Source organism: Nocardia lijiangensis NBRC 108240 (assembly GCF_001613045.1).
Classification (GTDB): Bacteria; Actinomycetota; Actinomycetes; order Mycobacteriales; family Mycobacteriaceae; genus Nocardia; species Nocardia lijiangensis.
Map to the genome: position 1 here is coordinate 23945 of NZ_BDBP01000019.1, position 23487 is coordinate 47431.

The 23487-nt window shown below is 66.2% G+C and carries 25 protein-coding genes, 1 pseudogene and 1 other annotated feature; of the genes and pseudogenes, 20 read left to right on the forward strand and 6 right to left on the reverse strand.

Annotated features, from left to right (window positions below):
• Positions 1 to 175: 175 nt before the first annotated feature.
• Positions 176 to 901, forward strand: a complete 726-nt coding sequence (locus tag NL1_RS07430; protein WP_067835726.1) for a LysR family transcriptional regulator — start codon at positions 176 to 178, stop codon at positions 899 to 901.
• Positions 902 to 936: 35 nt separating this feature from the next.
• Positions 937 to 1125 carry a hypothetical protein gene (locus NL1_RS07435; protein WP_067835728.1) on the forward strand — a complete coding sequence of 63 codons (189 nt, stop codon included), beginning with the start codon at positions 937 to 939 and terminating at the stop codon, positions 1123 to 1125.
• Positions 1126 to 1264: 139 nt separating this feature from the next.
• Here NL1_RS07435 and NL1_RS07440 read toward each other — a convergent pair whose 3' ends face one another.
• Together NL1_RS07440 and NL1_RS07445 are read right to left on the reverse strand one after the other, a co-directional pair.
• Positions 1265 to 1564, reverse strand: coding sequence for an alpha/beta hydrolase (locus tag NL1_RS07440; RefSeq protein ID WP_156094719.1), 300 nt, complete (start codon positions 1562 to 1564; stop codon positions 1265 to 1267).
• Between the two features lie 47 nt (positions 1565 to 1611).
• Positions 1612 to 2532: an extracellular catalytic domain type 1 short-chain-length polyhydroxyalkanoate depolymerase gene (locus tag NL1_RS07445; protein ID WP_067835732.1), complete on the reverse strand. Its 921-nt coding sequence runs from the start codon at positions 2530 to 2532 to the stop codon at positions 1612 to 1614.
• A gap of 66 nt (positions 2533 to 2598) precedes the next feature.
• On the opposite strand from NL1_RS07445, the gene NL1_RS07450 reads away from it, so the two are divergent.
• Positions 2599 to 3036, forward strand: coding sequence for a MarR family winged helix-turn-helix transcriptional regulator (locus tag NL1_RS07450; RefSeq protein ID WP_067835880.1), 438 nt, complete (start codon positions 2599 to 2601; stop codon positions 3034 to 3036).
• Positions 3037 to 3446: pseudogene (locus NL1_RS40005) on the forward strand (FAD-dependent oxidoreductase); the annotation flags it as partial.
• A gap of 25 nt (positions 3447 to 3471) precedes the next feature.
• Here the strand turns inward: NL1_RS40005 and NL1_RS07455 are convergent.
• Positions 3472 to 3918, reverse strand: coding sequence for an SRPBCC family protein (locus NL1_RS07455; protein ID WP_245673128.1), 447 nt, complete (start codon positions 3916 to 3918; stop codon positions 3472 to 3474).
• Between the two features lie 483 nt (positions 3919 to 4401).
• Between NL1_RS07455 and NL1_RS07460 the strand changes: the two genes are divergently transcribed.
• From NL1_RS07460 to NL1_RS07470, 3 genes are all read left to right on the forward strand, one after another.
• Positions 4402 to 4887, forward strand: coding sequence for a hypothetical protein (locus NL1_RS07460; RefSeq protein WP_067835735.1), 486 nt, complete (start codon positions 4402 to 4404; stop codon positions 4885 to 4887).
• Positions 4888 to 5085: 198 nt separating this feature from the next.
• The gene (locus NL1_RS07465; protein WP_067835736.1) at positions 5086 to 5871 is read left to right on the forward strand and encodes a hypothetical protein; all 786 of its coding nucleotides are present in this window, start codon (positions 5086 to 5088) and stop codon (positions 5869 to 5871) included.
• Positions 5872 to 6045: 174 nt separating this feature from the next.
• A complete protein-coding gene (locus NL1_RS07470; RefSeq protein WP_218024377.1) occupies positions 6046 to 6654 on the forward strand; it encodes a DUF998 domain-containing protein in 609 nt (202 codons plus the stop codon).
• On the opposite strand, the gene NL1_RS07475 is transcribed toward NL1_RS07470, so the two are convergent.
• Positions 6651 to 7346, reverse strand: coding sequence for a TetR/AcrR family transcriptional regulator (locus tag NL1_RS07475; protein WP_067835738.1), 696 nt, complete (start codon positions 7344 to 7346; stop codon positions 6651 to 6653). The two genes, NL1_RS07470 and NL1_RS07475, sit on opposite strands and share 4 nt — an antisense overlap.
• Positions 7347 to 7424: 78 nt before the next feature.
• Between NL1_RS07475 and NL1_RS07480 the strand changes: the two genes are divergently transcribed.
• From NL1_RS07480 to NL1_RS07495, 4 genes are all read left to right on the forward strand, one after another.
• Positions 7425 to 8438 carry a GlxA family transcriptional regulator gene (locus tag NL1_RS07480; RefSeq protein WP_067835743.1) on the forward strand — a complete coding sequence of 338 codons (1014 nt, stop codon included), beginning with the start codon at positions 7425 to 7427 and terminating at the stop codon, positions 8436 to 8438.
• A gap of 102 nt (positions 8439 to 8540) precedes the next feature.
• Complete coding sequence (locus NL1_RS07485) at positions 8541 to 9506, forward strand: alpha/beta hydrolase (RefSeq protein WP_067835744.1); 966 nt, start codon at positions 8541 to 8543, stop codon at positions 9504 to 9506.
• 40 nt (positions 9507 to 9546) lie between these two features.
• Positions 9547 to 10275, forward strand: coding sequence for an alpha/beta fold hydrolase (locus tag NL1_RS07490; RefSeq protein WP_067835745.1), 729 nt, complete (start codon positions 9547 to 9549; stop codon positions 10273 to 10275).
• 204 nt (positions 10276 to 10479) lie between these two features.
• Positions 10480 to 11595, forward strand: coding sequence for a hypothetical protein (locus NL1_RS07495; RefSeq protein WP_067835748.1), 1116 nt, complete (start codon positions 10480 to 10482; stop codon positions 11593 to 11595).
• A gap of 175 nt (positions 11596 to 11770) precedes the next feature.
• Here NL1_RS07495 and NL1_RS07500 read toward each other — a convergent pair whose 3' ends face one another.
• Entirely contained in the window at positions 11771 to 13384 is a 1614-nt protein-coding gene (locus NL1_RS07500) for a long-chain fatty acid--CoA ligase (protein WP_245673129.1), read from the reverse strand.
• Positions 13385 to 13469: 85 nt separating this feature from the next.
• Positions 13470 to 14060 (reverse strand): hypothetical protein, encoded by a 591-nt coding sequence (locus NL1_RS07505; protein WP_067835750.1) that lies wholly within the window; start codon positions 14058 to 14060, stop codon positions 13470 to 13472.
• Between the two features lie 552 nt (positions 14061 to 14612).
• Between NL1_RS07505 and NL1_RS07510 the strand changes: the two genes are divergently transcribed.
• The 9 genes from NL1_RS07510 (at position 14613) to NL1_RS07550 (ending at position 23481) form a co-directional block, all read left to right on the forward strand.
• On the forward strand, positions 14613 to 15524 hold the full coding sequence (locus tag NL1_RS07510) for a haloalkane dehalogenase (protein ID WP_067835752.1): 912 nt from the start codon (positions 14613 to 14615) through the stop codon (positions 15522 to 15524).
• A gap of 60 nt (positions 15525 to 15584) precedes the next feature.
• Positions 15585 to 16208 carry a hypothetical protein gene (locus NL1_RS07515; RefSeq protein ID WP_067835753.1) on the forward strand — a complete coding sequence of 208 codons (624 nt, stop codon included), beginning with the start codon at positions 15585 to 15587 and terminating at the stop codon, positions 16206 to 16208.
• A 90-nt stretch (positions 16209 to 16298) separates the two neighbouring features.
• Positions 16299 to 16426, forward strand: a sequence feature (AL1L pseudoknot).
• Between the two features lie 106 nt (positions 16427 to 16532).
• Positions 16533 to 17834: a PucR family transcriptional regulator gene (locus tag NL1_RS07520; RefSeq protein ID WP_067835756.1), complete on the forward strand. Its 1302-nt coding sequence runs from the start codon at positions 16533 to 16535 to the stop codon at positions 17832 to 17834.
• A 189-nt stretch (positions 17835 to 18023) separates the two neighbouring features.
• Positions 18024 to 18413 carry a DUF1330 domain-containing protein gene (locus NL1_RS07525; RefSeq protein ID WP_067835884.1) on the forward strand — a complete coding sequence of 130 codons (390 nt, stop codon included), beginning with the start codon at positions 18024 to 18026 and terminating at the stop codon, positions 18411 to 18413.
• The gene (locus NL1_RS07530) at positions 18410 to 19270 is read left to right on the forward strand and encodes an alpha/beta fold hydrolase (protein ID WP_067835758.1); all 861 of its coding nucleotides are present in this window, start codon (positions 18410 to 18412) and stop codon (positions 19268 to 19270) included. Before NL1_RS07525 ends, NL1_RS07530 begins: the two co-directional genes overlap by 4 nt.
• 384 nt (positions 19271 to 19654) lie before the next feature.
• A complete protein-coding gene (locus tag NL1_RS07535) occupies positions 19655 to 20407 on the forward strand; it encodes an MlaE family ABC transporter permease (protein WP_156094726.1) in 753 nt (250 codons plus the stop codon).
• Between the two features lie 13 nt (positions 20408 to 20420).
• Positions 20421 to 21305 carry an ABC transporter permease gene (locus NL1_RS07540; RefSeq protein ID WP_084510372.1) on the forward strand — a complete coding sequence of 295 codons (885 nt, stop codon included), beginning with the start codon at positions 20421 to 20423 and terminating at the stop codon, positions 21303 to 21305.
• Positions 21302 to 22468, forward strand: coding sequence for an MCE family protein (locus tag NL1_RS07545; protein WP_067835761.1), 1167 nt, complete (start codon positions 21302 to 21304; stop codon positions 22466 to 22468). The genes NL1_RS07540 and NL1_RS07545 overlap by 4 nt, the downstream gene beginning before the upstream one ends.
• Positions 22465 to 23481, forward strand: coding sequence for an MCE family protein (locus NL1_RS07550; RefSeq protein WP_067835763.1), 1017 nt, complete (start codon positions 22465 to 22467; stop codon positions 23479 to 23481). Before NL1_RS07545 ends, NL1_RS07550 begins: the two co-directional genes overlap by 4 nt.
• The last annotated feature ends 6 nt before the right edge of the window (positions 23482 to 23487 follow it).

Here is a 23487-nt window from a genome sequence, read left to right on the forward strand (position 1 = left end):
AGAAACAAATAGGGCACGAAATCCTTATTCTCGGATAAGTGACAATTGTGAGTTGTCGATCGGAGTCGCCGGTAGCGGACAGTGTGGCTGACGGGCCGCTGGCAGGTTGCTGCCGAGCCGGGCCATGTGTGAAAGACGACCTCTTCATCTGCTCGTCGGTCCTAGACTGCGCGGCATGGAGGTTCACACGCGGCAGCTGCAGTACTTCATCGCGGTAGCGGAGGAGCTGAGTTTCACCCGGGCCGCACAGCGGCTGCACGTATCCCAACAGGGACTGAGCAGTCAGATCAAGCAGCTGGAGCACTCGCTGGATGTCGTGCTCTTCGTACGAACCACACGCAATGTCGAGCTCACCGCCGCCGGTTCGGTTTTCCTGCAAGATCTGCGGGGCGCATTGACCGGTCTGAGCGCGGCAATCGAGCGGGCCCGGGCGGTGCATCGCGGCGAGCACGATCGTCTGGTCCTGGGTGCGATGGAAGGGGCCGCACTGACCCTGACCGAACCGATTCTGTCGGTGTTCCGGGAGCGTCACCCCGGGGTATCGGTGGACTTTCGGCATTTCAGCTATGAGGATCCGACTGTCGGGTTGGTGAACGGGTCGGTGGACGTGGCGTTCGCGCGGCGGCCGTTCGTCGATGACGGAGTGCGGTTCGAGCGACTGTTCGCCGAACCGGTGATGGTGATGGTTCCGTCGAGCCACCGACTGGCGGATCGCACGGTGGTCTCCGCGCAGGAGTTGCTGCACGAACCACTACTCGGTGCGGCGACCCTGGATCCGGTGTGGAATGCCTTCTGGGAGTTGGATGCTCATCGAGGGGGCAGGCCGCGCCGGTCGTGGGCCGTTCGTCCTCATTGCTCGAGGAACTGCACAAGGTCGCGACCGGCGTCGGGGTGGTACTGACGGTGGCCTGCGCCCGATGGATCCCTTTTCCAGGGGTGCGGCTGGTTCACGTCGCCGATGCCGGCCCGAACGAGGTCGCTGTCGGTTGGCGTGGGGACCATGAGACGCCGCTGGTCCGGTCGTTCGTCGAGATCGCCAGGCAGGTGCGCGACGCGTGCCCCGAACTGGTCAGCCAGCTACAAGAGCCGGACTTCGCGGATTGCTCGGTGCCACCGCACCTGTGATGCCGGCCGTACCAGAGCCGCGACCAACCGGTCCTGATACGGCTGGCATCATAATTCCGGCCGATACCGCGCCCTGCCACCCAGTAGTCCAGTCGGCCGGTGCCAGGTCCTGCGCGGAGACGGCCGACGGGGTATGCGCTCATCGTTGGGCGAATGTGCTCGTGGCGAATTGGACTTCGGGGTGGTTCGGATCGGGTCCGGTTGGTAAGGCTCCACGCCGACCACGGAGGTGTTCGTCGAAGAATGCGAGCAGGTAGTCGTTGACGATGGTGATCGACCGCCGCGGGTCGATGTCGCCGGTGAGGCCGAGCAGCCTCAGCAGCGGCGAGAACAGTTGCTGGTCTGTGAAGTTGAGGTGTTTGGTGCCCTCGATGTAGATCATCGGTCCACCGGCGCGGGCGATCGCGGTGTCGTATGCCTGTGCAGAGTAGACGAACATGAACGGTTTCGTTCGGCCGGAGGTCTCGGAAGTGTTGGCGCCGAACGTCATCGATGGTGTTGGGTGAAGAACTGCGCGATGGTGGCGGTCGCATTCAGGGCCGTGCTGGGTGGGTCGGTGCCCAGGAGGCGTTCGCGCATCGGGGTGCGGTCGGCTCCCGGCCACTGGTGGCCGGCGCCATCGATGGTGATCAGGGTGACTTCCCGGTCGGCGGGGCAGGTGGCGCGGGAGGTGGTGACCGGGCCCGCGGTGGTTGTCGTCGGGTCGGGGCATCCGTTGTGGCGGCGCCATTGGTTGTGCAGTTCGGGCACGGGTGGTCCGTCGATGACGGTGCTGGTGTTGTCGCCGGGGCCGCCGTCGTAGCGGACGGCTTCGTCGGCGGTGCCGTGGATGTGCAGTACCGAAACCGGTGCGGGAGTGGGACAGTCGGCAAGCTGTGTCGCGGCCACCGGGGCGACGGCGGCGAAGAGTGTGGTGCGGCAGGTGAGGGTGTAGGCCATGATTCCGCCGTTGCTCATGCCGGTGAGATACACCCGGGAGGGATCGATTCCGTGGTCGTTGGTGATGGCGGCGACCATCGCGGAGATGAACGCGACGTCGTCGACGGATCGGCGCTCGGCGGGCCCGCAACAATCGCCACCTTCGGTGTTCCATGCGCGTGCGAGGCCGTCGGGGTAGGCGACCACGAAACCGTCGGAGTCTGCTTGTTCGTTCCAGCCGTAGGCGCGTTCGGCCTGCGCGCCGGAACCGTATCCGCCGTGCAGGACGACCACCAGCGCAGCGCCGGCGCGCGCACCGGCGGGCCGGTAGACGCGGTAGTCGCGCGAGATTCCACCGCTTTCCAGCGAGTGCTCGGTCGATCCGGTGGGTTGGGCGGCCGCGTCGCCGGGTCGGGCGGTGCAGCCTGCGGCGGTAAGCAGGAGTGCTGCGGCGGTGAGGACGGCCAGCAGCGGTCGGGTCAGACGCATACGCGATTATAGACAAGGGTCTTGTCTATTTGTCGAGGGAGAGAGTGGCCTGTCAGAGTGCTGGTCATGACCCTCCGCGCGCACCGTACCGTTCCCGGTCTGGTCCAAGCCCTGGCCGAGGCAAACACTCGTACCTTGCGGGGGGTGTTCGCCGCTGAGGGTCTGGACGGGTTGCGTCCTGCGCATGTGCTGGTACTGGCCCGGCTTCTCGGTGGCGGTCGGCGTGCGGTGGATTTGGCCACCGACATCGGGGTGTCCCCACAGGCGGTCGCTCAGGTCGCGGTGACCCTCGAGCGCGCCGGGTATGTGTCGCGCGTGAGCGACCCCGCCGACGCCCGCGCCAAACTGCTGTGCCTCACCGACCGCGGCCGGTACGCGCTGCGGGTGACGCGAGCCGCGGGCGAACAGGTCGAACAGCGATGGAGCCAGGCACTCGGCGAAGACGACTTGGATAGTCTGCGCCGCCTGCTGATCGCCGTGCTCGATCTCGAAAGCGGCGAATAGACACCGCGCCCCTTGTCGTTCCAGGCGATGTTCAACGACGCCGCGGCGATGCGCAGCGGCGACGATCGTAAGCCAGGTGGAGCACTGGCCTGTTTCGCAGGCGGCGCTCAGGCCGACGCGTTGTTCGACCTGTCCGACGAGGAGATCGTGTCGCGATTCATCACGGACCTGCTCACAGTGTTCCCCGCGCTGGAGGGAAGCTGGGTGAGGGCATCGTGCGGCGACACCGTCGGGTCGTGCCCTTCTGGGCGCCCGGGCGGCGGAATTCGCCTCCGACGTTGCGTAATCCGCTCGGAACCATCTACCTCGCCGGCGACTATCAGCTCGATCTGCCCTCGCTCGCCGACGCAGCCACTTCGGGCGAGCGCGCGGCGAAGGCCGTACTGGCGAGCCTGAGCCGGTCGCGATAGACGAGGACGCGACAGTCCAGTCGCTTCACCCGGTCGCGTCGGCGGCGTAGTCGGCGAGGTCGTCGGCCATTCGCTGCATCACACGGGGAAGGACGAACGGCATGATCCAGCCGATGCCAGGTCGCATCCGCCAGGTGCCGTGCCAGGTGATCGTTGTGCCGCCCGTTGCGGCCGGCTTCAGCTCCACGACAGCGCGGTAGTCCTTCAGTGCGAAGTTGAAGGCGTCCTCGTACGACAGGCGCCGATTCTGCACCAGCTCTGTCAGTCGCTCGCCCGTGACGACTCGGCCGGTGCGGAACGCTCGGACCGCTCCTACTTCGTCTCGGCCGTGCGGATCGAGTCCGCTCGAGCGTTCCTCGACCAGCTCATCCAGCCCGGAGGACCATCGAGGCCAGCTACGGCCATCGATCAGCAGACTCCACACTCTGGTGGCTGGGGCCGAGCTCGTGGAGCTGACTCGGTAGTGGGGCACTTCTAGTCCTTTCGATGTCGGCATTCGGGTAGTGGGCGCAGATCGAGCCGAACTTGCCGTGCGGGTGTCCGAGTCACAGCGCGTCACCCCCGTCGCCGCAGCCGGGGTCCAACGCCTCGACTGTAGCGACAACGAAACAAACTCGGCGAGAAGGTGATTCGGATCCGTGGTTCCAGGTCGGTGTCGAGTAGACGCCGTCCCGGAATGTGACCGCAATCGGTGGTGCTCATCCGGGCTCCTTCTGTCGGAACGCGACGAGTCTTGCTGGGCCAACCAGGATCTGGCACGCCTTCTTGCGGTTCCGGCAAGTTGGCGTGAAGTCATGGCCATGCGCGGGTTGTGTATGGCGATCTCGTTGCGGCCGTTGTTGGCCGAGCGAGGAATCGAGCTGTCATCGAGTGGCGCCTATTCCGGATGTTACAGTGATTTCACTAACGTAACTACTGTGGTAACAGCGGTTTCTGGAGACCCGACAAACCGGGCATGACTCTCAATCGCACGCAGCTGCAACAGTTTTCGGTCCGCGCCGGTGTCGTCGCAGCGGTGGCCGCCGCCGGGATGGTCGGGCTCGCAGCGCCGTCTACCGCCATTCCGCATGACCCGGACTTTCCGTTCTCGCCGACCCTGACGCGCCTGGTTCCGACCAGCTGCTCCGCGATCATCGACGCGGCCGCCGTGCGACAGGAGAAGCCTGGCACGTTCGGCGTGCGGGTGAAGGTCACCCAGACCGGGGACGGCTGCTTGGACTGGAAGGTCGCTGTGCGCTTCAAGAACCTGGATTCCGGGTACGCGGACGGGCAGAAGCACCGCGTCGTGAACGGTGTCGTCCAAGACACGGTGGACGGCGTGATCGTCGGTTTCGGCACGGCGCCGGGCGTCGGCCGGGTGGAGGCTCGGATCGTCGCGCTGGACTCGAACGACAGGGAGATGGAGCAGATCTCGGGTACGGCGACGTTCACACTGAGCTGAGCGCGGGTGCCGTGTCCAGTGATCGCTGGACAATTGCGCTACGCGAATCCGAAGCCGCCCAACAGGACTGGATCGGTTATGGGCGGGTGAAGCACCACGATGGTGCGGGACGATGTCAGCGGGTACGTCTACAGTCGGTCCGGAACTTTTGCTCCGGACCGTGCACCCACGTTCACCGTGTCGTCACGGTCTCAACTCATGAAAGTCGGGACCGTGACGTCCAACCTCTCGACCCCCACCACTGATGACGACTGGGAGTCGTTGCTGCGGCAGGCTTTCGGTGTCCTGCTGGGCCATCCGCTGTCGGACTTCGATTCCGGCGCGGAATACGCGGCCTACTACAGCGGCAACTGGCTCTACGAAACCGAGATCAACAGGGATCCGGCATGGCTGGAGCCGACCGCTCTCACCGGCCGGGAGACGATAACCAACGAGAACCTGCTGCTGCTCGACGAGGTGGGCTACCCGCCGCTCCGGTTCGATGCGAGTCGGTCGCTGTTCGAGATCGACGCCGCGGCCGAGTTCCCAGCCGCTTTCAAGCAGGACCTGGCGGCCGTCGAACTGGAAGGCACCGACCGCTGGCCTCGGGTCAAGGGGGTCGATCTGGCGCGCCTGACCGCACGCCACGGGGTCGACCTCACCGCACCGGACCTGCCCGCGAAGACCTGGTGCGTGACGCGGGCCAGAATCGCCTCGGACGGAACGCTTCTCGACGCCCTGCGGGTCGCTACCGGTATGGGCGAAGGCTTCGACAGCCTCGTAGCGTGCGGAAGAACGGATGCGGAGACGGAGGCAGCGCTCGCGGCCGTGGAACACGCGGGGATCCGATCGCACCTGGGCGCGTTCTGTGACCCCCGCTCGGACGACCTCGCCCTGTGTCTTCACGACATGCGCAAGTCCAGAGAAGAGGGCGGCGCGCTGGTGGCGCAGTGGGACGGGGCGGTGGACCAGTACGAGATCACCGTGCAGCGCGTCGAGGCCTGACCCGCCACCTGCCGCCCGATCCCGCTACCCCGTCAAGCTGTTGCGTCCGAGCAACTGTCGATCTCGATGAGGTATGTTCGAGGCAGCGTATGGCTACGTATGTGGGTGGATCGTTTGGGGCATCATCGGTTTCGTGGAGCACGAGTATCGTTCGCGGTGGTCGTCTGCGTTTACGTGGTGATTCAGTTTCTCGTGGTGGCAGCGTGGCCGGTCGAATACCAGTTCCTGCATCACACCATCAGCGATCTCGGCTGGACCGAGTGCACGGTCGAGCAGCGCTCGGTCGGTGTGCTGGCGTCCTGCTCACCGTGGCACGCCCTGTTCAATATCGGTAGTGCGGTCTGCATGGTGCTGCTGGCGGGCGCTGGAATCGGCCTGCGGTCCGCGATCGAATCGTGGTGGGCGCGGTACGGTTACGTCGGGCTGTGGATCCTGACCGCGGCGAGCTGGGTCGGGTCGTCCGCGATCCCGGGCAATGTCGACCTCGGTCTGCACGTCCTCGTCTCCCTGCCGGCGTTCTTCACGCAGTTGGCCGTGCTCCCACTGATCGCCTGGACGATGCGGAGAACGGCGCCTCGGTTCGCGATGGCGGCGGCGGTAGCTGCGGCACTTACGGCTTCGGGGTTCGTGGCATTCGTATTCGCGATGGGCGGGTACGCACCCGTCGGTCTCACCGAACGTCTCGCCCTCGAATCCATTTTCGGGTGGGCCGCAGCCGCAGCACTTCTCGGCCCCGGCCCAAGCCCCCGTTCTCCCCGGGATGTTGTACCTGTACCGAGTTAGTGGCGAATTTCGCGCGAGCCCGGGTCGCGGAACAGGGAGTGTGCCGATGCGCTCCGCGCGCGACGAGTTGATGCCGGACCGTCAGTGGACGTGTGCTGGCCCGCCCATGCGGGCGGCAGGGCGCGGCTCGAGACATCCGCGATCTCGCCCAAGCGCTCGCGCGGAACTCCCAAGCGGCTCAACTGGATCAACCCCTGGGCCACGACGACGATGGTGGCACTGTGGGCCGAGAGGGTGGCCTCGTGCAAGTCGACGGGATCGGTGGAGCGGCGGAGTCGTTCGGCGACGCTGCGCTCCATGGCCTCGGTGGTCCTGTTGCCGATGGTGGCGACTTCGGGGATCCGGGTACCGAGCTGGGCGATGCTGTTGAGCATCAGGCATCCGCGCCGGTCCGGCCGCGCGGCGCAGTCGTCGACGACGGCCCACAGAAGCTCCCGCACAGCCGATCTCGCGGAGCCGGGCGCGGACGTCACGGCCTCGTGCACGAACCGGGCGCGCTGCTCGCAGTATCGCTCGAAGACAGCGAGGAACAGACCGCGCTTGCTGCCGTAGGCGGCGTAGATGCTGCCGTTCCCGACTCCGGTCGCCGCCGAGACATCTCCCACGGACGTTTCGTCGAATCCCTGCGACCAGAACAGTTCCGTCGCGGCGTCGAGCAGGCTCGACTCGTCGAACTGTCGTGGCCGTCCCATTGGCTCACCGTACCAATCGATCTGCGAGATGCCCCACACCCGTTTGTTCTGGAGGCATGGCTCCACAATAATGTTGACATGTCCTCCAACTATGCGGAGCCGCCCCGTCGGCGCGTGTGCATCCTGGTGTTCGACGGCGTCAAGATGCTCGACTTCGCGGGCCCCGCGGAAGTGTTCGTCGAGGCCAATCAGGCGGTTTCTGGCTACGACGTAGTGCTGGTCTCGCCGAACGGAAAGAGCGTGCTCACCTCCATCGGCGCGCGGATCGAGGTGAGCGCCGCGGCTGCCGAGGCAGGCCGCTTCGACACGGTCGTGATCCCCGGCAGCGAGCTGCCGCCGTCGAAGTTCGTAACGCCCGAGGTGATCGCGGCGGCCCGGCACCTGGCCTGGAACACGCGGCGGCTGGCCTCGATCTGCAGCGGCGCCTTCGTGCTGGCCGAGCTCGGCTTCTTCGACGGCCGCCGCGCGACCACCCACTGGAAGTTCGCGGCCGACCTCGCGCGCCGATATCCCGCGGCGCGGGTGGAGCCGGACGCGATCTTCGTGCGCGACGGCTACCTGTACAGCTCGGCGGGAGTCGCGGCGGGCCTCGATCTCGCACTGGCGATCGTCGAGGAGGACCACGGCGCGGACGTCGCCAGGCGCGTCGCCCAGCTGCTGGTGGTCTACATGCAGCGCGCGGGCGGGCAATCGCAGTTCTCGGCCTCGCTGAGCGGGCCGGCGCCGCGCAGCCCGCTTGTCCGCAAGGTCGTCGACCTAGTCTGTGCGGATCCCGCGTTCCCGCACACGGTGCAGACTCTGGCCGATCACGCCAGAGTCAGTGTCCGGCACCTCACACGGCTGTTCCGCGCCGAACTCGAGCGCTCGCCGGCCGAGTACGTCGCCTTCATCCGCTTCGGGGTCGCGCGCGACATGTTGCACACGGGGCACAGCGTCACCGAGGCCGCGATGGCCGCCGGGTACGGAAGCAGCGAGGCGCTGCGCCGCGCGTTTGTGGCCCGGCTCGGCGTCTCGCCGCGCAAGTACCAGCAGCGGTTCCGCTCGACGGGCGCGATGACCGATACCGGGCCTGCGATCGCCGCCGCGTCCTGATCGGGGGGATTCACGGCCGGTAGCGAGGGGCGCGAGCGGGTTTGCTCGGTCGAAACTGGATGAGGCGCAACCCTTGTCACACACACCGAAAGGCATCCGAGGATGACCGGAAACCCGCTGAACATCTCGCTGGAGCAGGCCGCGCAGGAGTTCGTCGACGCGACCTCGCAACCCCCGTTCCTCTACCAGCTACCGCCGGAGGAAGGCCGCAAGGCCGTCGATTCGGTGCAGGACTCGCCGATCGACAAGCCCGAGATCGACGAGGAGTGGATCACCGTCGAGGGCGGTCCGACCGGTTCGGTGCGCGCGCGGATCGTCAAGCCGCGCAACGCGACCGCGACGCTGCCGGTGATCGTCTACACCCACGGCGCGGGCTGGGTCTTCGGCAACGCGCACACCCACGATCGCCTGGTCCGCGACCTCGCCGTGGGCGTGCAGGCCGCCGTCGTGTTCCCCGAGTACGACCGCTCTCCCGAGGTGCGTTACCCGGTGGCCAATGAGCAGTCCTATCGCGTGGCCCAGTGGGTGACGACCCACGGCGCGGACAAGGGTCTCGACGCCACGCGCATCGCGGTCGCGGGCGATTCGGTCGGTGGCAACATGGCCATCGCGTTGACGCTGATGGCCAAGGAGCGCGGCGACCTGACCTTCGCCCAGCAGGTGTTGTTCTACCCCGTTACCGACGCCGCCTTCGACACCGGCTCCTACCAGCAGTTCGCCGAGGGCTACTTCCTGACCAGGGAGGGCATGAAGTGGTTCTGGGATCAGTACACCACCAGCGAGACCGACCGGGCCCAGATCACCGCCTCCCCGCTGCGCGCCACCACCGACCAACTCGCCGGGCTGCCGCCCGCGCTCGTCATCACCGCCGAGGCCGATGTGCTGCGCGACGAGGGCGAGGCCTTCGCGGCCAAGCTGCGCGCCGCGGGCGTGCCGGTGATTCAGACTCGCTACGGCGGCATCATCCACGACTTCGTCATGGTCAACTCCATGCACGCCACCAACGCTGCCGAAGCCGCTGTTGCGCAAGCTGTCTCGGTGCTGCGGGCCGCGCTGTTCCCCGCCTGATCACGCCCGCCTCGTATCCGATTCTTCGAAAGGAACCTTCGTGAGCACCGAGCCCACCACCGCCCCGAAGCCGACCATCGTGCTGGTTCACGGCGCGTTCGCTGACTCCTCCAGCTGGAACGGTGTCATCGAACCGCTTCGCGCACAGGGCTATTCGGTCGTCGCTGCGGCCAATCCGCTGCGCGGCCTCGACAGCGACGCCGCCTATGTCGCCGCCGTCGTCGACGGTATCGAGGGACCGTGCGTCCTCGTGGGCCATTCCTACGGCGGCAGCGTCATCACCGTGGCCGCCGCCGCGCAGGACACCGTAACGGCGCTGGTCTACATCGCCGCGTTCATACCCGCCGAGGGCGAGAGCGCGCTGGAGCTGACCGACCGCTTCCCCGGATCCACCCTCGGCCCGACCACCCGGCCCGGTGAGTACCCCCTGCCGGATGGGAGTTCCGGCACCGAACTCACCATCCGGCAGGAGGAGTTCCACGGACAGTTCGCCGCCGACGTGTCCGCCGCGGCGGCCGCGCTGATGGCCGTCACCCAGCGGCCGGTGGCGCTCGACGCGCTGCGGCAGCCCGCGACGGCGGCCTCCTGGCGGATCGTCCCCGCCTATGCACTGCTCACCACCGAGGACCGGAACATCCCGATCGAGACGCAGCGGTTCATGGCCGAACGTGCCGCGGCGCACAGCGTCGAGGTTCCGGCCTCGCATGCGGTCAGCGTGTCCGCGCCAGGCGCGGTGGTCGACCTCATCGTGCTCGCGGCACAGAAGTAGCGTCCTTCCAGACACGGACGCCGGTCGGCCGGCAGGGCAGCACAAGGCTCAGCGAATTCCTTTCGGTGGCACAAGGAATCGCTCGGTGATCTCAACGAGGTTCACAGCGTGTACGCCGATGGCGAAACAGCTACGCGCAGAGATCGATTCGCATCGATAATGAGCCGTGAAAACCGATGCTCGAGAAGCCGGAGAGTGAACCGGATGGACGATGTTCTGCTGACCCCGCCAGACCTCGACGAGGTGCAGCTACTCGCGCGCGGTGTCGTCACGGCCGCGCAGGGGGAGGACGGTCTGACACCGTTGCAGCAGTTGCTGATTCCCGCGCTGTTCCTGTCCATGACCGGCCACCCGGTCGAGTTGGCAACACTGGAGTCCATCACCGCGCCGGAATTCGCGGTCGGATTGGCTCGGCGCAACCGGATCTTCCGTGAACGGATCGTGCAGACCATGCTGCTGGCTGCGCTGGTGGTGCGGCCGCTGCCGCCGGTGGTCGCGACCCGGTTGCGGGAGTTCGCCGACGCTTTGGACGTCGACGACGACATGATCGCGGTGGCGCACAAGTACGCCGACGGCGCCATCGATCTCGCCGCGGTCGATTTCGCACGCAACGGATACCTCGGCGGCCTCGACCCGCGCAGGCTGACCGCGCTGCACACCCAGAGCCTGGACAGTTCCTGGGGCCAGGTCAGCGACGACCCGGCGCTGGCCGCACGCTGGGCGTCGCTGCGCGACCTGCCGGTGGGGACCCTCGGCCGCGGCGTCGCGGACTTCTACCGCGATCGCGGCTTCGTCACCCCAGGTCTGCCTGGTTCGGCGCCGCCACTGCTGGCCCAGCACGATTGGGTGCATGTGCTCGCCGGATACGGCACCACCTTGGAAAACGAGATCGAGGTCTTCGCTTTCATGGCGCGCGCCAACGACGACCCGCGCGCTTTCAGCCTGCTCGCCATGGTGGTCTCCCTCTTCGAAACCGGCTACCTCCACGACGGCGCCGGCCTGTTCGAGGCAAACGAGGGCCACCTGCGGACCGCGGGCATGGCCACCCGCCTCGCCGACGCCATGCGCCGTGGCGCCCTCACCCAGGGCAGCCACGATTTCCTCGACCTGGACTGGTTCACCCTCGCGGATCGCCCGATCACCGTGGTGCGCAACGAGATCGACCTGACGCCCAAGTCGTCTGCCGCGGTCGCCGCCGGATCGGTCGGTCCGTGGGAGGGTGGCGGCATCACTCCGTTCCAGCTCCATTCGGCCGAGCAAGCAGCAGAAGCCGACGGGCGACTCTATGTCCCATGGCAACCCGACCCCTCGCGCGATTGATCGGCGCCCGATCAATCGCGCTGGATGCAACAGCAACCCAACTACCGCCCGCAGATGGCTTCTAGCGAAACCGAGGGCAACAGCACCCCAGCGACGGTGGTATCCATCGCTGGGGGTATCGCCTCGCGTCGATCGTGGCCGAGGAGCTGCTTTCGGCCACGATCGAGTTGGCAGGTCACGGCCGATCGGCGGCCGAAAACTGTTCGCGCAAAGTGATTTTCTTGAACTTTCCAGTGGCCGTCCGGGGAATCGCGGTCACGAACTCGAATCGTTCGGGCAGCTGCCAGCGGGCGAATTCCGTTCCCAGATGCTCGCGCAACTGGTCCGGATCCGTTGCCGCACCGTCGCGCAGCGCGATGACCGCCAGAGGGCGCTCGCCCCACCGCGCATCGGGAACGGCGATGACCGCCGCCTCCGCCACGGCCGGGTGCGCCATCAGGTGATTCTCCAGGTCCACCGAGGAGATCCACTCACCACCGGATTTCACCATGTCCTTGGCCCGGTCGCAGATCCAGATGCAGCCACGGTGGTCGATGCGGACGATGTCCCCGGTGCGGAACCAGCCATCCGGTGTGAAACTGTCCGCGCCCTTGCCGTTGTGATATTCGGCGGCCACCCAAGGTCCGCGCACTTCCAGTTCACCCATCTCGCGGTCGTTCCACTCGATGAAATCACCGCTGTCGTTGCGTGCGCGAATGTCGACGAACGGCATGGCGACTCCCTGCCGGGCACGGAACTTGTATCGCTCATCCGTCCCGCTCTCCTCGAGGTCTGCGGGGAGGCGGCTGACGGCGCCCAGCGGCGCGGTCTCGGTCATTCCCCACGCCTGGACGACCGTCAGGCCGTGGCGGTCGTATCCCTCGAGCATGCTGCGCGGCACCGCGGCACCGCCGACGATCAGCCGATCGAGGCGGCTGAGATCCCAGCGTTGCGGTTCGGCGTCGAGCGCGTCGAGCATCGCCATCCACACGGTCGGGACTCCCGCCGTCATGGTGACCTGTTCGTCGGCGAGCAGATCCAGCACGCTGGCCGAGTCCAGCCGCGATCCGGGCAGTACCAGCCCCGCACCGAGCAGAGCGGCCGCATAGGGGAGACCCCAGGCGTTGGCATGGAACATGGGCACGACCGGCAGCAGAGTGTCCCGTGCCGAGACCCCCAGCGCATCGGGGAGTGCCGCGGTCAGCGAATGGAGCACCAGCGCCCGGTGCGAATACACCACCCCTTTCGGTCGGCCCGTGGTGCCGGACGTGTAACACATTGCGGCGGCGCGTCGCTCGTCGAGAGTCGGCCACACCATCGGCTCCGCAGCGTCGATCAGGGACTCGAAGTCGAGCATCCCGTCGGGCGTCGGGCCCTCGCGGGTAATGGAGATGACGTGCTCGAACTGGTGCGTGTGGCGGAAGCTCTCGAACACCTCGAGCAGGGATTCGTCGACCACGATCACCCGGTCCTGGGCGTCTTCCACGATGAAGGCGAGTTCATCGGGATGCAGCCTGGGGTTGAGGGTGTGTACGACCGCCCCCATCGCGGGAACCGCGAAGTACAGCTCGAGGTGCTCGGCCTGATTCCACAACAGCGTCGCGACCCGGTCGCCGTCGCCGACTCCGAGCTCTGCCAAGGCCGAGGCCAGCCGGCGCGCGCGTATGGCGCACGCGCCGAGCGTGGTCCGGTCGACGCTGCCGTCGGGGCGGCGCGAGACGACCTTCGCTGTGTTGTGGAAGCGCTCGGCGCGTTCCACCACCGCGGTCAGCGACAGCGGATAGTCATCCATGGTCAGTCCATTGATCACGTACAACTCCTGAATGATCTGGGCGCAACAGACCACCGGGGAACCGCTGAGGCGGCGACATCCTCGGATGGTCGATCGTCTGCGTTCAGAATGTGCGGGCGGGCAGCGGCTTGATCAGCGAGGCCAGCAGGACTTCGGACTGCTCGACCGTGAGCACCTCCGACGGGTCGAGCTTGATGATCTCGCGCTTGGATTCATCGATCTCCCACACGTCCTCCCCGACCAGACGGCCCTGGTCGTCGTAGGGCCAGATCATGTGCTCGACGTTCTTGACGAGATAGGTAGCGTCCGGGTCGACGTCCGCGCCGGCCCCGGCGAGGATGGCGCCGGGTGTCTGCTGATAGATCGCCGCTGTCGAGCAGATCGTGTTGTCGCCGACCGCGAGTTTTTCGTTGTCGGTGTAGAAGATGCACTGTCCGGTGCCGGACCATTCGTTGTAGACGGCCTGCACTGCTTCGGCCCCGTCCAGGACAGTGTTGATGCCGAACACGTTGAAGTTGTAGACGGGGTGCTCGACGGTCATCTCCGGGTCGAAGATCTCTCGCCAGCGGCCGGCCATCTCCAGGTAGCGGTGCCGGTTGTAGGCGTGCAGCAGGTACAGGTGGCGCGGGTTGTCGGTGGTCTCGATCAGCCGCTCCACGGCGATGTTGGTCTTGGTGATGTCGAACCGGCTCATGTCGCGGTTCCTTCCTGCCGCCGATCCGCGGCGTAATGCGGAGGTCTGCCGGCCGCAGGACATCTGCGGCCACGACACGCCACAGTAGGAGACGCAGTTCACAATCTTCTCGTTGCGGGATAACAGTCTTTCCGATGTCGATTGTGCTCGCATCACACATCCGCACCCGGCTGACCTGCCATTCCGGCTACGAACCGTGGAAAAATCACAATCGCCGACAACGCGGGCGTCGGACTCGTCGGCGGGTTTCTCGACACCCGGGACAGAGCAAGCCGCGACAACCAGATCGGCCGGACGGTTGCCGTTCCCTATGTGAGGACGCCATGTCGAAGCGGCGCATCGGACGAAGGAAATCGAGCTCCTGTCCGGTGATGTCGCCCAATCCACCGGCTTGTGGCGCGGGCACAACCGTGGCACCGAATTTTGGCGTAACGCGCCGAGACAGTGTGTGCGGCGCCACATACCTTCGGGTCAGCGGTCGATAGCTACCGCGAAACAGAACCAAGGAGATTCGATGCATACCGTGAACGAACTGGCCGACCTGGTTCAGCCATGCTGACGCTGCGTACACCCGAGGAGCGGTTCGCTGAGCTGCCCGACTTTCCCTACTCTCCTCGGTATTGCGAGGTCGACGACACCGAGGGCGGAACGCTGCGGATGGCGTGGGTCGAGGCCGGTCCCGAGGACGCAGACCCGGTCCTGATGCTGCACGGCGAGCCGTCGTGGTCGTTTCTGTACAGGCGGATGATCCCGATCCTGGCTGCAGCCGGCCATCGGGTCATCTGCCCCGATCTGGTCGGCTTCGGTCGCTCCGACAAACCGACCCGCCGCGAAGATCACACCTACGCCCGGCATGTCGAATGGGTGCGCTCGCTCGCCTTCGACACGTTGGACCTGAAGAACGTCACCCTGGTCGGCCAGGACTGGGGTGGGTTGATCGGGTTGCGGCTGGCCGCCGAGCATCCCGAACGGTTTTCGCGCATCGTGACCGCCAACACCGGTCTGCCTGCCGGCGACTTTCCGATGCCCGAGATCTGGTGGCAGTTCCGGGAGGCGATCCAGAGCCAGCCGACGATCGTTGTCAGCGAATTCATCCAGTGGGGTTGCACCCAGGTGATGAGCGACGCGGTACGCGCCGGATACGACGCACCGTTCCCCGACGACAGCTACTGCGCAGGCCCGCGGGTGATGCCGGGCCTGGTGCCCACCTCGCCCGATGACCCGGCCGCGCCGGCCAACCGGGCGGCCTGGGCGGCGCTGAGCCAGAGCACGACACCGATGTTGGTGGCGTTCAGCGACTCCGATCCGATCACCGGCCCGATGGCGGGCGTCTTGCAGACCGAGATGCGTGGCGCTCAGAGCATCGAACACCCGGTCGTCCAGGGAGCAGGCCATTTCCTGCAGGAGGACTCCGGTGAGGAACTCGCCAGGCACATCGTCGAGTTCTTGGCGACCGGTTCATGAGCCTGACCCATCACCCCTCCATGAGTTCGACACAATAATTCGGCACAAAGGAATCAACAAATGAGTCGCTTCGATATCACCAAGACCAACATCGCCGTGGAGCGGCTGATCGAGACGACGGAGAACCCCCGCCACCTCTATCTCCTGCACGCCTACAACCGGCACCGCTATCTGGAGATGGCGGGCCGCTTCGAAGAGATCTTCGCCCCCGACATGACGGTCGCGGAGCCTGTTTACCACTTCAACCTGTTCGGCATGAACACCACGCTCGCTGGTGCCGAGGCCGTGAAGGGGGTCTATCGCGAATGGACCGGCACGGCTCAGTGCGTCTTCTACACCGGGGGCGACGAGAAGTTGGCGGTCAGCGACGACATGATCGTCTCGTCGGCCACGCTGTACCAGCAGACACCGGGAAGCGTCCTCGTGGAGGCGGGCGTTGCCGTCGACCCCGAGGCCACCTATTTGCTGAAGACCCGGGAGCACATGATCTGGCCCTACGACGATGAGGGCCGCTTGGTCGGCGAGGACGTCTGGGAATACGACGAGTCGCTCCGCGAAGTCGTCCCGCTGGACCCGAGTGAGGTCCTCACCGTCGAGCAGTCCGGCAAACTTCTCGACCCGCTCATCAAGCCGCTCCCGGCCTACAATCCCTTCACCGGCCGGACGCGAGCACTCGCGTCGTAAGCTGCCGTCGGCTGAGCGTGACGAGCCGGCACAGCTGCGAAAAGAAATACGAGATCTCGAGCAGCCCAACGAGATTCTGAAGCCGCCATCGGCTTTCTTTACGCGGGAACTCGACCCGCGACACCATTCATGGTCGATTCATCGATGAATACCGCAAGGTCCACGGCGTCGAGCCGATCTGCCGTCCGCTCCCGGCGCACGGATTCCAGATCGCGCCGCGGACCTACCGTGAAGCTCGCCGTCGGCGGGCTCTGTGGCGTTTGTGTGCCATCGTGATCGCGGCTGATTGTCGTCGCGCGACAACGGTGACTATATTCGGCCGTCATGGAGGTCGAATGGCCGCCGGCGCGTGAGCCGTCTGCGCAGCGTGTCTGGCGGGAGATATTGCGGCCGATGGCGGCGCAGATGCGTGCGTCCGCCGGTGAACTCGCGCAACGGGCGGTCGCCCGGATGCAGATCGAGTTGCCGGAGCTGTTCGCAGATCAGCAGAACGTCCAGGAGAACCTGGTCAGCACGGAGGCGAGCCTGCGGCAGCTCGCCCAGATCATCGAACTCGCCGGCGACCCTCGTGGGGTCGAGCTACCGCCGTCGACCCTGGCCATCGCACGGTCGGCGGTGCATCGACAGGTCGCGCTCGCGGATTTGATGCGGCTCTACCGGCTGGCTCAGGAACGGGTGTGGCAGTGGATGCTCACCCACATTGTCGACAAAGCGTCGGACGCAGCCGATCAGGCGGTAGCGCTGGATCTGGCCACGGGGTGGCTGTTCGCCTACGTCGATGAGGCAATGGTCCGAGCCGACAGAGCGTATGAGGTCGAGCGCGACGCCTGGCTGCGCAGCGCCGCCGCCGTCCGCGCGGCCGCGGTCGAGGAGATTCTGGCCGACCGCGAGCGCAATGAACAGCGGGCATCGAAACGACTGCGCTACGAGGTGAATCGGCACCACATCGGGGCCATCGCCTGGGTCGAGCAGGCTTCCGACAGCGGCGAAAACCAGGCAGTTCTGGGCGATGCTCTCGCGGCGCTCGCCAACACGCTCGGTGCCGAGACCACCCTCATCCATTCCCTTGGCTCGCTTGCCGTCGCGGGCTGGATGAGCCGCAGGGACGCCTTCGCCTCCGACACCCTCGATGCTGTGGGCCGTGGTAGCCGAGTGCCGGGTGTGCTGCCCGGCGTCAGGATTGCGGTGGGCGAGGCGGGCCGAGGCCTGGAGGGCTTTCGCCGCACGCACTTCGAAGCAGGCCACGCACGGCGGGTCGCGTCGCTGGTGGGGCCGCGCGGGGCTGCGGTCACGCGCTACCGCAGCGTCGCCGTTGCGGCGCTCGGCACCGCCGACCGCGATCACGCACTGTCGTTCATCACCCGGGTGCTCGGGCCGCTGGCCGCCGACGACGAGGCCACCTTCCGGCTGGCGATGACGCTGTCGGTGTACCTCGACGAAAACCGCAGCCGCAGTCGCGCTGCCGAGCGGCTCACGGTTCATCCCAACACGGTCAGCTACCGAGTCCACCAAGCCGAGGCACTGCTCGGGCGCAGCGTCGCCACCGACTTCTTGGACGTTCAGGTCGCGCTGGCGATGCTCCCCGCTCGACTCGGCCTCGCGCGTCCCCGTCCCGACGAACTGTGACGCGAGCACAACGGGCGAGGCGAACGTTGTCGCCCGGCGCCGAGAGAATGTGACCTGCGTCTCCTACCGTTGCTCGGCAGCGGGCCGCTCGGCCCCGCAGAGCACTCGATGAGGAGAGCGATCATGCAGTCCCTGCAACGACTCGACGTCTACTACTCGCGCGATCTGAGCAGCGGGGAGGTCTGAGTGATGAGCGCCATCGAACCGAACGTAGCCCAGACCGCAACCCTCATGTCGGCCGCCGCCGGCAACAGCGACCCGGTCGTGATGATCAACCTGTTGAAGTTCAACGAGAACGACGGTGCGGCCGACTACCAACGCTACGTCGAGGCCGTCCAGCCCCATCTCGATGCCGTCGACGCCGCTGTTCTGTATGCAGGCGACGCAAGCCACGTCGTAGCCGGCAGCGTCGACAAGGCGTGGTGGGACGCGATCGTCATCGTCCGGTACCCCTCACGTGCCGCGTTCGTCACCATGGTGACCAGCCAGGACTACCAGGAGCAGGCCCACATCCACCGAGCGGCAGCGCTGGAGAGCACCCACCTGATCGCGACCGACCCGTGGCCAGTCGGCCGATGACCGATGCCACGATGCTCGAGCAGCGGCAACTCGTCGTCGGCGATGTGCGCTCACCCGTGCTGGTCGGTGGCCCGGACGGCGCCGACGAAGCGGTGGTGTTCGTGCACGGAAATCCGGACGCCGGCTCGGACTGGATGCCGCTTCTGACGCAAGTCGCGACCTTCGCGCGGGTCATCGCTCCGGATATGCCCGGCTTCGGTGGTGCGGAACGACGCGCTGACCAGGACTACACCGTGCACGGCTACGCGGCGCACCTCGGTGGAATCCTCGATCGGCTCGGCGTTCGGCGGGCGCACCTGGTCGCGCACGACTTCGGGGGCCCGTGGGCGCTGACCTGGGCGGCCGATCATCCGGAACGGGTCGCCAGCGTCACGCTGATCAACACCGGCGTACTCACCAACTACCGCTGGCACCGGCTTGCCCGCCTGTGGCGGCTGCCGATCCTCGGCGAACTCGTGCAATTCGCGGCGACACGGAGGGTCCTGCGAGCGGTGCTGGCCCATGACAACCCCGGATTGCCGAGCGCCTGGCTCGACCGGATCACCGAGCACGCGCTGCCGTGGGGAACCAAACGTGCGGTGCTCCGGCTCTACCGCTCCACCGATACCGCGACGATCGAGGCGCTCAGTGGCCCGTTGCGGGAACTGGATCTGCCGGCACTGGTCGTGTGGGGCGCCGCTGATGTCTACATCCCGGCCGAACAGGCTCGCCTGCAATCGAACACCTTTCCCCGTGCCCGCATCGAGATGCTGCCCGGCGTCGGCCACTGGGCCTGGCTCGAGCAGCCGGAGAAGGTCGCGCAGTTCGTTGTGCCGTTCTTGCGGGAACAGGTCGGCGAGCTCGACACGACTCGGTAGATGCACACATGATCGTGGGCTCGAAACCCCCATTCGCCCAGTAGGGCACCGGCTTGGCCCTGTGTCGAAGTCCGGCCGGATGCATCCGTGGGCCGCGGAGGCGCCGGATGGGATTTCGACACAGCCCAGGCGTGCCGCGCACCGAACGAGCGGCCGTGTGGGGCGAAGGCCGAGATGGGTTATGCGGACCGACATCCCACACGCCCGGGCAGGCGACGCCGGATGAGATTTCGATCATCGGAGGCGGGGCCGCTCCGCAGGCCGAATTCAATGAATAGCACATGAAACTGTCGGTCGATTGACCCACAGTTCGAGCGGAAAGGCTCGATGACAGTGAACAGCTCTGCATCCGTTGAGACGTCATCGCAGACGCGCTGGGACGCGATGCTGGCGAAAGCGAAGATCGCCCCGCGGGCGGTGGGGCAGTTCTACGGCACCACACTGGACACCTTGCGGATGGTCCCGCGCCGCCCCTTCCAGCTGCGCGAATTCATCGACCAGGCGTGGTTCATCGCGAGCGTCTCGATCGTGCCCACCCTGCTGATCGCGATTCCGTTCTGCGTCATGGTGATCTTCCAGATCAATGTGCTGCTCAACGAGGTCGGCGCCATCGACCTGTCCGGCGCAGGCGCGGGCTTGGCCGTCATCCGCGAGATCGGCCCGGTGGCGACGGTGCTGGTGGTCGCGGGGTGCGGTGCCACGGCGATCTGCGCCGATCTGGGTTCGCGCACCATCCGCGAGGAGATCGACGCGATGCGAGTGCTCGGCATCGACCCGCTGCAGCGGCTGGCCGTGCCGCGGGTGCTCGCTTCGACGGTGGTCGCGCTCTTCCTGAACGGCTTGGTGACCGCGGTCGGCCTCACCGGCGGATACCTCTACGCGGTGTTCCTGCAGGGTGCGACTCCGGGGCAGTTCATCACCGCGATCCCGATCCTCACCGGAATTCCCGACCTGTTGATCAGCGAGCTCAAGGCCGGTGTGTTCGGTCTGCTTGCCGCACTGGTCGCCTGTCATCTGGGGCTGAATGCGAAGGGCGGCCCGAAGGGCGTCGGCGACGCGGTGAACCAGACCGTCGTCTTCAGCTTCGTTCTGCTGTTCCTCGCCAACTCCGTGATCACCACCCTGTCGCTGCACTGAACGGATCAACGATATGACCACCACTAGCGAATACGGTGTCGCGGAGGCGCTACGCCGGAAATCATGGGGACGCAAAGCCGCCAAGGCCGCGGCGAGCCCGGTGCAGGGCGTCGTCGGACTCGGCGATCAGCTCTCGTTTCATCTGCACGGCATCGGCTGGATTCCGCGTGCGCTCCGTCGCTACCGTCGCGAACTCCTCCGCCTGGTCGCCGAGGTCAGCTTGGGCGCCGGCGCGCTCGCGGTGATCGGCGGCACCGTCGTGATCGTCGGATTCCTCACCGCCGCAGCAGGATACGAGGTCGGTCAGCAGGGGAGTGACTCACTGGGCCGGGTCGGAATGGAGGCGATGTCGGGCTTCATCTCCGCCTTCTTCAACACCCGCGAAGCGATTCCCGTAGTGGCCGGTGTCGCGCTCACCGCGACGGTCGGCGCCGGGTTCACCGCACAGCTCGGGGCGATGCGGGTCAGCGAGGAAATCGACGCGCTCGAGGTGATGTCGGTACCTTCCGTTCCGTACCTGGTGACCACCCGAATTCTGGCCGGGCTGATCGCGATCGTGCCGCTGTACGGCATCGCGCTGTTCATGGGATATGCCTCCACCGAATTCGTGAGCATTGTGCTCTCCGATCAATCCCAGGGCACCTACACGCACTACTTCAACATCTTCCTCGTGCCGAGCGACGTGCTGTGGTCGCTGGTCAAGGTGGTGGCGTTCTCGGTGGTCATCATGTCCGTGCACTGCTATCACGGCTATCACGCCTCCGGCGGGCCCGCCGGCGTCGGTGTCGCCGTCGGTCGCGCGGTGCGCACTTCGCTCATCTCGATCATGATCATCGACCTGATCATCGGCATCGCCGTCTACGGCGGTATCCACTCCACCGTGCGGGTGTCCGGATGAAGCCCGAGGTCTCCCGTCGTCGCGCATTTCTGCTCGGCCTCAGCGCGCTGGCCGCGTTCGTTCTCGCCGTGTCCGGGGCCGTCGCGTCCTGTAGCGGGACGTTCGTCGCGAGCACGCGCGTCTATATGTATGCCGACCGGGCCGGGTTGTTGATGGCGCCGGGGTCGGACGTCAAGGTGCACGGCGTCGTCATCGGAAGGGTCAGCGCGGTCGATCTCGACAACGAGCGGGCCAAGCTGACCCTCGATCTGAATCCTGATATGGCGCAACGGATTCCGGCCAATGTCGGCGCCGAAATCACGCCGACCACACTGTTCGGGCGCAAGTTCGTCACGCTGATGTTGCCCGAGCAACCAGTCTCGGCAAACCTGTCGGCCGGCGCGGTGATCGACGGCTCGAAGGTGACCGTCGAGATCAACGACGTCTTCCAGGCGCTGCTGACAGTGCTGGAAACCGTTGAGCCGCAAAAGGTGAACGCCACCCTGACCGCGCTGAGCACCGCACTGGACGGACACGGTGGCCGCTTCGGTGACCTGATGGTCGCCCTGGACCGGTACCTCGGACAGTTCAACGACTCGATCCCGGTGTTACAGCGCGATGTTCCGTTGCTCGCCGACAACCTCGATACCTTCGCCGAGGCCACACCCGATTTCATGACCACGATGCGGAATCTGTCGACTACCAGCAACACCATTGTCGAGAAGCAGGCGAGCTTGAGCGCGTTCTTGCTCTCCTTCACCACCTTCGGCAATACCGGCGAGAAGTTCGTGGACTCCTCGGCCACGCCGTTCATCGGTGCCGTCGAGGCACTGGAACCGACCACCCGGATGCTCGCGGAGCAGTCGCCATCGTTCCCGTGTTTCCTGTCCGCCCTCAACCAATCCCGAAAGTATCTCGAGCGGGCATTCGGCGGCGGCAGGCCCGGCCTGAACGCTCTCGGCACGATCCTGATGGGCGACCCGCCGTACACCTACCCGAAAGACCTCCCCGTGAACGGTGCCGACCATCCGCCCAGCTGCTTCGGATACCCGTATGGACCCGGCAGCACACCCCCCGGCCACACCGACTTCAACACCGGCACCACGGCTTACGGTCCGGTACGGACACCTGAAGACCTGATCGGCAACCCCTTCGCCGCCCTGATCTACGGACTCACCCGATGAACGCCCGCCACTCCGGAATCAAGCTCGTGATCTTCCTGACGGTCACCTCGATCATCACCGCCGTGCTCGTCGTGGTCGTCGGTGACCTGCGTTTCGTCCCCACACGCAGCTACCGCGCGCTGTTCACCTCGGCCTCGGGTATGAAGCCCGGTGACGACGTGAAGCTCGCCGGTGTCCCGGTCGGCGAGGTGAAGTCGGTGGGATTCGCGCACGACAAGCTGATCGAGGTCGCGTTCACCGTCTCCCGTGACGTCGATGTGCTCCAGAGTTCCACCGTCGCCATCAAATACAAGAACCTCATCGGCGACCGCTACCTCGAGGTCACCGTCGAGCCGGACGGTTCCGGTATCCGATCCGAGCACGATCCGATTCCGGCGACGCAAACCACACCTGCCCTCGACATCGACAGCCTCGTCAACGGGTTCAAACCCCTGCTGCAAGGCCTCGACCCGGACCAGGCCAACAAATTGTCCGCATCGCTGATCGCCGTGCTCAACGGCCAGGAACAGAACATCGCCGCACTGGTGGAACAGATCGGCACACTGAGCAATTCGCTGGCAGACCGCGACCAGGTCATCGGCGAGACCATTGCGAACCTCGATACCGCGCTGGGCGCGGTCCACCAGACCGGTGATCAATTCGACCACCTGGTCGTCAACCTGCAGTCGCTGGTCAGCGGCCTCGACAACGACCGCGCCACCCTTGTTGCGGGCCTGGAGCGGATCGACGCGGGCACGGCCGAGGTCGCGCAGATTCTCGCGGACAACCGGCCCGCGATTGCCGGTGACATCACCCAGCTGCAGCAGTTGGCAGGCAATCTCAACACGGATTCGGACACACTGTCGCTGCTGTTGTCCAAACTGCCCACGACGTTCCCGCTGATTACCCGAGTCGGTAGTTACGGAAGTTTCGTGAACTGGTTCGTCTGCGGACTCGCGATTCGCTACCCGGCCATCGGCGGCGGACATCAGGACACACCGATGTTCACCGCGCCCGCCGAAAGGTGCAGGTGACTACAG

What these genes read in the sequence shown, in the direction of transcription:
- NL1_RS07430 (WP_067835726.1), top strand. Translation starts at nt 176, where the DNA reads ATGGAGGTTCACACGCGGCAGCTGCAGTACTTCATCGCGGTAGCGGAG.
- NL1_RS07440 (WP_156094719.1), bottom strand. Translation starts at nt 1,564, where the DNA reads ATGTTCGTCTACTCTGCACAGGCATACGACACCGCGATCGCCCGCGCC.
- NL1_RS07445 (WP_067835732.1), bottom strand. Translation starts at nt 2,532, where the DNA reads ATGCGTCTGACCCGACCGCTGCTGGCCGTCCTCACCGCCGCAGCACTC.
- NL1_RS07450 (WP_067835880.1), top strand. Translation starts at nt 2,599, where the DNA reads ATGACCCTCCGCGCGCACCGTACCGTTCCCGGTCTGGTCCAAGCCCTG.
- NL1_RS07460 (WP_067835735.1), top strand. Translation starts at nt 4,402, where the DNA reads ATGACTCTCAATCGCACGCAGCTGCAACAGTTTTCGGTCCGCGCCGGT.
- NL1_RS07465 (WP_067835736.1), top strand. Translation starts at nt 5,086, where the DNA reads ATGAAAGTCGGGACCGTGACGTCCAACCTCTCGACCCCCACCACTGAT.
- NL1_RS07475 (WP_067835738.1), bottom strand. Translation starts at nt 7,346, where the DNA reads ATGGGACGGCCACGACAGTTCGACGAGTCGAGCCTGCTCGACGCCGCG.
- NL1_RS07480 (WP_067835743.1), top strand. Translation starts at nt 7,425, where the DNA reads ATGTCCTCCAACTATGCGGAGCCGCCCCGTCGGCGCGTGTGCATCCTG.
- NL1_RS07485 (WP_067835744.1), top strand. Translation starts at nt 8,541, where the DNA reads ATGACCGGAAACCCGCTGAACATCTCGCTGGAGCAGGCCGCGCAGGAG.
- NL1_RS07495 (WP_067835748.1), top strand. Translation starts at nt 10,480, where the DNA reads ATGGACGATGTTCTGCTGACCCCGCCAGACCTCGACGAGGTGCAGCTA.
- NL1_RS07505 (WP_067835750.1), bottom strand. Translation starts at nt 14,060, where the DNA reads ATGAGCCGGTTCGACATCACCAAGACCAACATCGCCGTGGAGCGGCTG.
- NL1_RS07510 (WP_067835752.1), top strand. Translation starts at nt 14,613, where the DNA reads ATGCTGACGCTGCGTACACCCGAGGAGCGGTTCGCTGAGCTGCCCGAC.
- NL1_RS07515 (WP_067835753.1), top strand. Translation starts at nt 15,585, where the DNA reads ATGAGTCGCTTCGATATCACCAAGACCAACATCGCCGTGGAGCGGCTG.
- NL1_RS07520 (WP_067835756.1), top strand. Translation starts at nt 16,533, where the DNA reads ATGGAGGTCGAATGGCCGCCGGCGCGTGAGCCGTCTGCGCAGCGTGTC.
- NL1_RS07525 (WP_067835884.1), top strand. Translation starts at nt 18,024, where the DNA reads ATGAGCGCCATCGAACCGAACGTAGCCCAGACCGCAACCCTCATGTCG.
- NL1_RS07530 (WP_067835758.1), top strand. Translation starts at nt 18,410, where the DNA reads ATGACCGATGCCACGATGCTCGAGCAGCGGCAACTCGTCGTCGGCGAT.
- NL1_RS07535 (WP_156094726.1), top strand. Translation starts at nt 19,655, where the DNA reads ATGCTGGCGAAAGCGAAGATCGCCCCGCGGGCGGTGGGGCAGTTCTAC.
- NL1_RS07540 (WP_084510372.1), top strand. Translation starts at nt 20,421, where the DNA reads ATGACCACCACTAGCGAATACGGTGTCGCGGAGGCGCTACGCCGGAAA.
- NL1_RS07545 (WP_067835761.1), top strand. Translation starts at nt 21,302, where the DNA reads ATGAAGCCCGAGGTCTCCCGTCGTCGCGCATTTCTGCTCGGCCTCAGC.
- NL1_RS07550 (WP_067835763.1), top strand. Translation starts at nt 22,465, where the DNA reads ATGAACGCCCGCCACTCCGGAATCAAGCTCGTGATCTTCCTGACGGTC.